Origin of the sequence: Methylobacterium sp. WL103, assembly GCF_008039885.1 — a bacterium.
Classification (GTDB): domain Bacteria; phylum Pseudomonadota; class Alphaproteobacteria; order Rhizobiales; family Beijerinckiaceae; genus Methylobacterium; species Methylobacterium cerastii.
The window spans coordinates 1-1,379 of sequence record NZ_VRUX01000863.1 but is presented as its reverse complement, the minus strand read 5'-3'; the positions used below and the strand labels follow the sequence as shown (position 1 = coordinate 1,379).

1 protein-coding gene and 1 pseudogene are annotated in these 1,379 nt (G+C 69.9%); one reads left to right on the top strand and one right to left on the bottom strand.

Annotation, left to right across the window (positions count from 1 at the left end):
- Window positions 1-171 precede the first annotated feature (171 nt).
- A complete protein-coding gene (gene ppa, locus FV222_RS26180; RefSeq protein ID WP_147750541.1) occupies window positions 172-708 on the top strand; it encodes an inorganic diphosphatase in 537 nt (178 codons plus the stop codon).
- A gap of 415 nt (window positions 709-1,123) precedes the next feature.
- On the opposite strand, the pseudogene FV222_RS26175 reads toward ppa, so the two are convergent.
- Window positions 1,124-1,379, bottom strand: a pseudogene (locus tag FV222_RS26175) (2-octaprenyl-6-methoxyphenyl hydroxylase); the annotation flags it as partial.

The following is a 1,379-nucleotide window of genomic DNA, read 5'->3' as shown; positions in this document are numbered from 1 at the left end:
GCGCTCGACCGCCTCGCCGGCGTGCCGCTGCCCAAGGTCGGCTACCTGTTCGGCTGACGCTTCTCCGCGTTCGTCGCGGGCGGCGGCGCGGCCCGGATTTGCTTCGGCGCCGAGGCGCTTTAAGAGACCGGCCCAACGGGGCGAGGCCCCGATCCACGGGACGCCAGCGCCATGATCATCGACAACATCTCGATCGGCAAGAATCCGCCGCACGACGTCAACGTCATCATCGAGGTGCCGCTCGGCGGCGAGCCGATCAAGTACGAGATGGACAAGGAGGCCGGCGCGCTCGTCGTGGACCGCTTCCTCTACACCCCGATGTTCTACCCGGGGAATTACGGCTTCATCCCGCACACCCTGTCCGGCGACGGCGACCCCTGCGACGTGCTCATCGCCAACACCCGCGCCGTGCTGCCGGGCGCGATCATGAGCGCGCGCGTGGTCGGCGTGATGGTGATGGAGGACGAGGGCGGCGAGGACGAGAAGATCATCGCCGTGCCCTCGCGCCACCTGACCAAGCGCTACGACCGGATCGAGAACTACACCGACCTGCCCGAGATCACGATCGAGCAGATCCAGCACTTCTTCGAGCACTACAAGGATCTCGAGCCCGGCAAGTGGGTCAAGTTCGTGCGCTGGGGCGACAAGACCGAGGCCCACCGCCTGATCCAGGAAGGCATCGACCGCGCCACCAAGGCCAAGGGCTGAGCTGCAAAGGCCTGAGGGAGTTCCGCGCGGCCTGATTCGAAGGCCGCGCGCCTCCTCCCTCCCCCCGCAGACGGGCTCCCGTAGTCACACATGTCGTCACGGCCTCGGACGACCCGCGGGTTCCCCTCTCCCCGCGGGCGGGGAGAGGCCTGCACGGACCTCGTCGTCCGTGCGGGAAGCGAAGGCGAAGCCGCAGCGGCGGTGAGGGGGAGCTTCCGAAAGAGCCACGTCCGGCGTCGCCCCCTCACCGTCGGCTGCCGCCTCGCTTTGCCGACGACGAGGTCGGCAAAGCCCTCTCCCCGCATGCGGGGAGAGGGGATGCGCGTAGAGTGCATCGCCAGAAGCCGGGATGTCTGAATTCCGTCGGCAGAGCGGCGGGGAAACCGAGCGCGTTACCGCCACGACCTGAGGCGCCTCACAGCGCCTCGCCGCGCAGCAGCCGCGGTTGGGTGCCGCGCGAGGCGGCGGCCTCGCCGACGAAGAAGCGCTTGAGGCCGGGCAGTCGGTCGACGAGGCCGAGGCCCAGGTCGCGGGCGATGCGGACCGGCAGGGCGTCGTTCGAGAACAGGCGGTTGAGGCCGTCGGTGGCCGCCGCCATCGCCAGCGTGTCGAACCGGCGCGCCCGCTCGTAGGCGACGAGCACGTCGGCCGCGCCCGGATCGAGCCCGAGG

Coding starts and splice junctions, on each gene's coding strand:
- ppa (WP_147750541.1), top strand. CDS start 172: ATGATCATCGACAACATCTCGATCGGCAAGAATCCGCCGCACGACGTC.